Annotated in this window: 6 protein-coding genes and 1 pseudogene; 3 read left to right on the forward strand and 4 right to left on the reverse strand. The window is 70.5% G+C overall.

What is annotated here, in order from left to right; translation table 11 throughout:
- Positions 1-395, forward strand: a pseudogene (locus tag AB0M20_RS17235) (heme A synthase); the annotation flags it as partial.
- Between the two features lie 48 nt (positions 396-443).
- Here AB0M20_RS17235 and AB0M20_RS17240 read toward each other — a convergent pair.
- From AB0M20_RS17240 to AB0M20_RS17255, 4 genes are all read right to left on the reverse strand, one after another.
- Positions 444-1,688 (reverse strand): EamA family transporter, encoded by a 1,245-nt coding sequence (locus AB0M20_RS17240; protein ID WP_364299138.1) that lies wholly within the window; start codon positions 1,686-1,688, stop codon positions 444-446.
- Positions 1,689-1,786: 98 nt separating this feature from the next.
- Positions 1,787-2,710, reverse strand: coding sequence for a hypothetical protein (locus tag AB0M20_RS17245; protein ID WP_364299140.1), 924 nt, complete (start codon positions 2,708-2,710; stop codon positions 1,787-1,789).
- A gap of 44 nt (positions 2,711-2,754) precedes the next feature.
- Positions 2,755-3,048, reverse strand: a complete 294-nt coding sequence (locus AB0M20_RS17250) for a hypothetical protein (protein WP_364299142.1) — start codon at positions 3,046-3,048, stop codon at positions 2,755-2,757.
- 213 nt (positions 3,049-3,261) lie between these two features.
- Positions 3,262-4,224 (reverse strand): heme o synthase, encoded by a 963-nt coding sequence (locus AB0M20_RS17255; protein WP_364299144.1) that lies wholly within the window; start codon positions 4,222-4,224, stop codon positions 3,262-3,264.
- A 243-nt stretch (positions 4,225-4,467) separates the two neighbouring features.
- Here AB0M20_RS17255 and tkt point away from each other — a divergent pair, with 243 nt between their 5' ends.
- Complete coding sequence (gene tkt / locus AB0M20_RS17260) at positions 4,468-6,618, forward strand: transketolase (RefSeq protein ID WP_364299146.1); 2,151 nt, start codon at positions 4,468-4,470, stop codon at positions 6,616-6,618.
- A gap of 52 nt (positions 6,619-6,670) precedes the next feature.
- Complete coding sequence (tal, locus tag AB0M20_RS17265) at positions 6,671-7,813, forward strand: transaldolase (protein ID WP_364299148.1); 1,143 nt, start codon at positions 6,671-6,673, stop codon at positions 7,811-7,813.
- Positions 7,814-7,845: the final 32 nt, after the last annotated feature.

Below are 7,845 nucleotides of genomic sequence, written 5' to 3' on the forward strand. Positions count from 1 at the left end.
CTTCCGATCTCGTGACCGGCAGCGGCCCGCACGCGGGCGACGGTGGCGCCAAGCGCAACGGCCTCGACCCGGCGACCGTCTCCCAGGCCCACGCCGACCTGGTGTTCCTGCTGATCGGCCTCTCGGTGGCGTTGTGGTTCGCGCTGCGCGCGGTGCACGCCCCGGCGCCGGCGATCCGCGCCGCCCTGGTGTTGATCGTGGTCGAGCTGGGGCAGGGGCTGATCGGCTTCGTGCAGTACTTCACGCACCTGCCGGTGGTGCTGGTCGGTTTCCACATGCTGGGGGCGACGCTGGTGTGGATCGCGACGCTGGCGATGCTGCGCAGCCTGCGGACGCGCAGGTCGGCGTCCGCGGAGCCGGCGCCGGAAGCCGCACTGGCGGCAGCGGCCCGCTGATCCCCCGCCGGCCTGTGGATGAGCGCCGGGAACTGTCACACCCCTCCCCTAGTTTCGGGCCCGCCCAGCGCCGGGGTGGGGGAGGCGGCGGCCCGGCCGGCGAAGCGGCGGACGGACGACGGCCAACGGCACCTGTGGACGCCGCCCGAGAAGTGTCATACCGGCGCCGTAGATTTCGGCCCACCCAGTGCCGGGGCGGGGGAGGCGGCGGCTCGCGTGTCGCGGGCGCGCCGCAGCGCCCGGCCGAATACGCCGGGCCGACCGGGCCAACCGACCCACCTCGACGGCCCGGACGGGCCGGCGAGCGGTCAGCGCCACCCCGGCGATGATCGCCGCCGCCCCGGCCACCTGGGCCGGCCCGGCCGGATCCCCGAAGGCGAGCACCCCCAGCAGAGCCCCGACCAGCGGCTCAAGGTTCAGGAAGGCACCGGCGACCTCGGCCGTCGTGCGGGCCTGCGCCCAGGTGAAGAGCGCATAGGGCACCAGCGTGCCGCCCACCGCCAGGACCGCCAGCGCGACCGCGGGCCGGCCACCCGGCACGACCTGCGGCATGCCGTCGGTGAGCAGCGCGACCGGCACCGCCAGCACCGCCCCGGCCAGCAGCTGCACGGCCGTGACAGCGAGCGGGTCACGGCGGGCAAGCAGGGCCGGCCGAGCGAGCGGGGAGGGCTGAGCGACCAGGGCCGGCTGAGCGACCAGGGCCGGCTGAGCGACCAGGGCCGGCTGAGCGAGCGGGGAGGGCTGCGCCAGCAGGGCCGGCTGCGCGACCGGGGAGGGCAGCGCGAGCAGGGCCGGCTGCGCGACGAGGAACGCCGCGTTCAGCAGCAGCGAGCCGAGCACCAGCACGTCACCGACCGGATCGGCCGCCCCGCCGCCGTCGGCGCCGATCCACATCACCCCGCCCAGCGCCACCGCCAGACCGACCCAGGTGCCCCGGCCCGTGGAGTGCCGCTGCCGGCGGGTGGCGCGGTCGACGGCCGCCAGGACCGCCACCAGGATCGGGACGGTTCCCACGAGCAGGGCGGCATGGCTGACGCTGGTCCGGGAGACGCCCGCGTTCTGCAGGGTGAAGACCGCGCCGTACCCCATCGCTCCCCACAGCACGACCCCGGGCGAGACCGCCGCCGCGAGCCGGCGGCGGCACAGGAGCGCGAGCGGCACCCCGGCCAGGACCAGCCGGGCGACGGTCAGCCAGGCCGGCCCGACGTCCGCGACGACGACCTTCGTCAACGGGACGGTGGTGCCCCAGAGCAGCCCGGAGGCGGCGAGGGCGAGGAGGGTGCCGGTGCGCATACCGGACATCGTGGGTCGCCCCGCGCGACACGCCGGTGCCGATCGGTGCGACGCGGGCCGAGTTCAGGTGAACGGCCGTCACCCCCGGCGGTGCCGGACTAATCCGTCCGGGTCCCGAGGCGGGCGACGATGGCGGCGGCCATCCGGTCGGCGGCGCCGTCGGCCTGGCGCCAGAACAGGGACGGCTCGGTCAGCTCGACCTCGACCAGGAGCGGCGCCCCGTCCGAACCCGGGATCACGTCGACGCGGGCGTAGAGCAGGCGGTCGGCGCCGCCCGGGATGGCGGCCAGGACCGCCTCGCCCACCGCGAGCTCCGCCTCGGACGGATCGCGGGCGGTGATGTCCTCCTGGTACTCCGCTTCCTTGTCGCCCAGGTCCGGCCCCTTGAGCAGCGCGCCCTTGCGGATCGCGTGGCTGAAGCCCAGCTTGCCCTCGGCGTCCGGCGTGAAGAGCAGCGCGGTCTCCCCCGCCGCGTCCACCGCCGACAGGTAGGGCTGGACCATCGCGGTACGTCCGGCGGCGTTAAGCCGCTCGATGTGCTCGACCGCGAGCTTGCCCTCGTCCGGGAACGAATACCGCCCGCTGTCCTTGCTGCCCGCGCTGATCGTCGGCTTCACCACCCACTCGCCCGTGCTGCCCGGAAGGTACGTGTCGCCGGGCTCGACGAACGTGGTCGGGGTGACCGGCACCCCGGCCGCCGCCAGCTCACGCAGGTAGTGCTTGTCGGTGTTCCACTCGACGATGTCGGCCGGGTTGGCCAGGCGGGGCACGGCGCGGGTCCAGGCCACGAACTCGTCGCGGCGCGGCGGGTAGTCCCAGGGCGAACGCAGCACCACGAGGTCGTACGCGGTCCAGTCGGCCTTCGGATCGTCCCAGGTGACCGCGTCGACCGTGACGCCGCGCTCCCGCAGGGCGTCCCGGAGCAGGAACTCGTCCTCGTAGAGGTCGGGGAAGAGGTCACAGGTGACGAGAGCGACCCGGGAGCTTTCCCGGGTCGCTGCGGTGGTGGGTTCTCGGGTCATGTCTCAATCAAAGTGGGGACGGGCTCGGATCTCCATCGATTACTTCAGCGCGCCATGCTCCGGCGCGCCATCGACCGCCAGAGGTCGTTGCTCGGACGCATCTGCTCCATCAGCTCGCGCTCCCACTCGTTCTCCACCTCGACGCCCGCGGCGTCACAGGCTTTGCGGGCCACGTCAGTGCCGTCGGCGAACTGGTCGGACCACTCGCCGTCCTCGCCGACCAGGACGATGCGCGCGCCCCGCTTGCCGACGTACTCGATGACCGCTTTCGCTCCGCCGTGCTCGCCGGCGAACGACTTGATGCCCGCGGTCAGATTCGTATCGGAACCTTCTGCCATGACGGGCAGCCTAGGCAGATGAGACGGCCGTGCAAGTAATCATGGCCGCCTTTTGTGATGCCAATTACCTGCGGGTTTAGCGCGAACCGGCATTGGTATATACCGATATTGTCCGAATTGGGGATCATCGCAGGTTCCATCGAAAGCCTTACGGATGATCACGGCCATAACGGAAAAGTCAGACTTGCTGTGCGACGTTTCCGCAGGTCGCCGTCAGAGCAGCGCGTCGACCGCGACGGCGATGAAGAGGATCGTCAGGTACGTCGTCGACCAGTGGAACAGCCGCATCGGGCGCAGCGGCCGGCCGGCCCGCGACCGGCCCGCCAGGCGCACCGCCTCGAGCAGGAAGAGCGCACCCACGACGATCGCCGTCACGCCGTAGATCGGGCCGAGCCCGAGCGGCCACGCCGCCATCGAGGCGACCACGGTCAGCACGGTGAAGAGCAGGATCTCGCGGTTCACCCGAGCCGCCGACCGCACGACCGGCAGCATCGGGATGCCGGCCCGCGCGTAGTCGTCCTTGTACTTGATGGCCAGCGCGTAGAAATGCGGCATCTGCCAAAAGAACACAACTGCAAAAAGCGCCCAACCCAGCGCGGACACCGAGCCGGTCACGGCGGCCCACCCGATGATCACCGGAGCCGCGCCGCAGATGCCGCCCCAGAAGGTGTTCTGCGGCGTCCGGCGCTTGAGCCACAGGGTGTAGACGACGTCGTAGTAGACGATCGCCGCCGCGGTCAGCACGGTCGCCAGCCAGTTGGTGAAGACGGCCATCAGCACGACCGAGAACGCCGCGAGAGCCAGCCCGAAGATCAGCACGGCCCGGGGTGTCACGCTGTGTGCCGGCAGCGGGCGGCGCTTGGTGCGGCGCATGAGCTGGTCGATGTCGCGGTCGATGTAGCAGTTCAGCGCGCTCGCGGCACCGGCCGCCGTCGCGCCCCCGACCAGCACGATCGCCATCAGGAAGAGGTCCGGCAGGCCACCGGCCGCGATCATCATGGCCGGCACGGTGGTGACCAGCAGCAGCTCCACGATGCGCGGCTTGGTCAGCGCGATGTACGCACCCACCACCGCCCGCACGTCACGCTTGGTCCCCGACCTGTCCCGCGTGTCGGTCGCGCCGCCTCGCAGGCCCGGCGACCGCCCTTGAACGGGACGCTCGGTGATCATGCTCACGGACAGCCACCTTCCGGCATCGGCGCAAGTGCTCACGGCCGTTGCCGGGCTTGGTCCGGCGGCACGCTCGGACAGACTACGCGCAGCCTGCGACGCTTCTCCGACGACCCGGCGCGGGTGCACGGCGTCACACGTTGAACTCTTCTGTCCGCTCTCAGCGTATGGGCCTGTGCCGTTCGCCGGGCGGGGGTTTACCGGTAATGGATAGGGTCAACTTCATAGTCATAGGGAACTGAAGAATCCATGCCCGAGGAGCACACCGACGTGGCTGCCAAATCTCCTGCTCTCAATTGGTCCGACCTCGACAAGCGCGCCGTCGACACCATCCGGGTCCTGGCCATGGACTCGGTCGAGAAGGCCGGCAACGGTCACCCGGGCACCGCGATGAGCCTCGCGCCCGCCGCATACCTGCTGTTCAACCGCGTGATGCGGCACGATCCGACGGACCCGCACTGGGCCGGGCGCGACCGCTTCGTGCTCTCCTGTGGTCACTCCAGCCTCACCCTCTACATCCAGCTCTACCTCTCCGGCTTCGGCCTGACGCTTGACGACCTGGCGTCGCTGCGGCAGTGGGACTCGCTGACTCCCGGTCACCCCGAGTTCGGCCACACCCCCGGCGTCGAGGTGACCACCGGCCCGCTCGGCCAGGGCATCGGCAACGCGGTCGGGATGGCGATGGCGGCCCGCCGCGAGCGCGGCCTGTTCGACCCGGACGCTGACCCGGGCACGTCGCCCTTCGACCACCACATCTATGCGATGTGCTCGGACGGCGACATCGAGGAGGGTGTCAGTCACGAGTCCAGCGCGATCGCCGCGGTGCAGAAGCTGGGCAACCTCACGCTGATCTACGACGACAACGAGATCTCCATCGAGGACGACACCCGGATCGCCAAGAACGAGGACGTCGGCGCGCGCTACGCCGCGTATGGCTGGCACGTCCAGCACGTCGACTGGCGCTCCGGCGACCCGGCCGAGGGCGAGTACCACGAGGACGTCGAGGCACTCTGGAACGCGATCCAGGCCGCGAAGGCGGTGACCGACAAGCCCTCGTTCATCGTGCTCAAGACGATCATCGGCTGGCCCGCGCCGAACAAGCAGAACACTGGCAAGATCCACGGCTCCGCGCTGGGCGCCGACGAGGTGGCCGCCACCAAGGAGATCCTCGGCTTCGACCCGCACAAGTCGTTCGACGTGGACGAGAAGGTGCTCGAGCACGTTCGCGGGGTCGTGACGCGGGGCCGCGAGGCGCACGCCGAGTGGCAGAACTCCTTCGACGCCTGGGCCGCGGCCAACGACGAAGCGCTCAAGCTCTACACGCGGATGGAGAAGCACGCGCTGCCCGAGGGCTGGGAGAAGGCGCTGCCCGAGTTCCCGGCGGACGCCAAGGGCCTGGCCAGCCGGGCCGCGTCCGGCAAGGTGCTGGAGGCCCTGGCGCCGGTGCTGCCGGAGCTGTGGGGCGGCTCGGCCGACCTGGCCGAGTCCAACAACACCACGATGAAGGGCGAGCCGTCGTTCATCCCGTCCGAGTACGCCACGAAGATGTTCCCGGGCAACGAGTACGGCCGTACCCTGCACTTCGGCATCCGCGAGCACGGCATGGGCTCGATCCTCAACGGCATTGTCGCGCACGGCGGCACCCGCCCCTACGGCGGCACCTTCCTGGTCTTCAGCGACTACATGCGCGGCGCCGTGCGGCTGTCCGCGCTGATGAAGCTGCCGGTCATCTACGTGTGGACGCACGACTCCATCGGCCTGGGTGAGGACGGCCCGACGCACCAGCCGATCGAGACGCTGTCCGCGCTGCGGGCCATCGTCGGCCTCGACGTGGTCCGCCCGGCCGACGCCAACGAGACCGCCTGGGCCTGGCGCGGCGCGCTGGAGCACACCGACCGGCCCACCGGTCTCGCACTGAGCCGGCAGAACCTGCCGACCATCGACCGCACCAAGTATTCGAGCGCCGAAGGCACGCTCAAGGGCGGGTACATCCTGTCCGAGGCGTCCGGCGGTGAGCCCAAGGTGATCCTGATCGGCACCGGCTCCGAGGTGCAGCACTGCCTGTCCGCCCAGGAGCGCCTGGAGGAGCAGGGCACGCCCACCAGGGTCGTCTCGATGCCGTGCCTGGAATGGTTCCTCGACCAGGACACGTCCTACCAGCAGCACGTGCTCCCGCGGGGCATCAAGGCCAGGGTCACCGTCGAGGCCGGCATCCGGCAGTGCTGGGACCGCATCCTCGGCGAGGCCGGCGAGGCGGTCAGCATCGAGCACTACGGCGCCAGCGCCCCCGCCAAGATCCTGTTCGAGCAGTTCGGGTTCACCGCGGACAACGTGGTGGCCAAGGCCAACGCCGCCCTCGCCAAGGTCGGCGAAATCACCGGTCACACGACCGGAAACTGAGCTGCTCAGGCGGCTTCGCCGCACTGCAAGCAGAAGATCAGAAGGAGTAGAGATGACCGACCGACTGGCCGAGCTGTCCGCCGCGGGCGTGGCGGTGTGGCTCGACGATCTCTCCCGGGTGCGGCTGCAGTCCGGTTCGCTGGACAAGATGCGCCGCGAGCAGCACGTGGTCGGCGTGACCACGAACCCCACCATCTTCGCCAAGGCGCTGTCCGACGCGGACGCCTACGACGAGCAGCTCAAGGACCTGGCCGCGCAGGACGTCACGGTCGAGGAGGCGATCCGCCTGCTCACCGCGCGTGACGTGCGGTGGGCCTGCGACGTGATGAAGCCCGCGTACGACGCGTCCAGCGGCGTGGACGGGCGGGTGTCCATCGAGGTGGACCCGCGCTCGGCGCACGACACGGCGAAGACCCAGTCCGAGGCCAAGACGCTGTGGTGGCTGGTGGACCGGCCCAACCTGTTCATCAAGATCCCGGCGACCCAGGCCGGCCTGCCGGCGATCACCGCCACGCTGGCCGCGGGCATCAGCGTGAATGTCACGCTGATCTTCTCGCTCGAGCGCTACCGGGCGGTGATGGACGCCTTCCTGGACGGCATCGAGCAGGCCAAGGCCAACGGCCACGACCTCACCCAGCTGGGCTCGGTCGCCTCGTTCTTCGTGTCCCGGGTGGACACCGAGGTCGACAAGCGTCTCGACAAGATCGGCAGCGAGGAGGCCAAGGCGCTGCGGGGCAAGGCCGCTGTGGCCAACGCCCAGCTCGCCTACAAGGCGTACGCCGAGGTCTTCGGCTCGAGCCGCTGGCAGGCGCTGGCCGACGCGGGCGCCAAGCCGCAGCGGCCGCTGTGGGCGTCCACGGGCACGAAGAACCCGGACTACAAGGACACCATCTACGTCGAGGAGCTGATCGCGCCCGGCACGGTGAACACGATGCCGGAATCGGTCATCAAGGCCTTCGAGGACCACGGTGAGACCCGGGGTGACACGGTCACCGGCTCGTACACCCAGGCCGAGAAGGTGATGAACGACATCGCCGCGATCGGCGTCGACCTCGAGGACGTGTTCCGGGTCCTGGAGGACGAGGGTGTCGAGAAGTTCGAGGCCTCCTGGGGGGAGCTTGTCGACGACGTCAAGAAGTCACTCGCCGCGGCGAAGTCCGGCTCGGACAACCCGAGCGACGCAGCCGACTCATAACGGCACTGCTCGCGGCGGCCGTCCAGGCCGCC

It is taken from the genome of Actinoplanes sp. NPDC051633, from assembly GCF_040681735.1.
Lineage (GTDB): Bacteria > Actinomycetota > Actinomycetes > Mycobacteriales > Micromonosporaceae > Actinoplanes.

Excerpts from the sequence above, each read along its gene's own strand:
- AB0M20_RS17240 (WP_364299138.1), bottom strand. The coding sequence starts at position 1,688 with ATGCGCACCGGCACCCTCCTCGCCCTCGCCGCCTCCGGGCTGCTCTGG.
- AB0M20_RS17245 (WP_364299140.1), bottom strand. The coding sequence starts at position 2,710 with ATGACCCGAGAACCCACCACCGCAGCGACCCGGGAAAGCTCCCGGGTC.
- AB0M20_RS17250 (WP_364299142.1), bottom strand. The coding sequence starts at position 3,048 with ATGGCAGAAGGTTCCGATACGAATCTGACCGCGGGCATCAAGTCGTTC.
- tkt (WP_364299146.1), top strand. The coding sequence starts at position 4,468 with ATGCCCGAGGAGCACACCGACGTGGCTGCCAAATCTCCTGCTCTCAAT.
- tal (WP_364299148.1), top strand. The coding sequence starts at position 6,671 with ATGACCGACCGACTGGCCGAGCTGTCCGCCGCGGGCGTGGCGGTGTGG.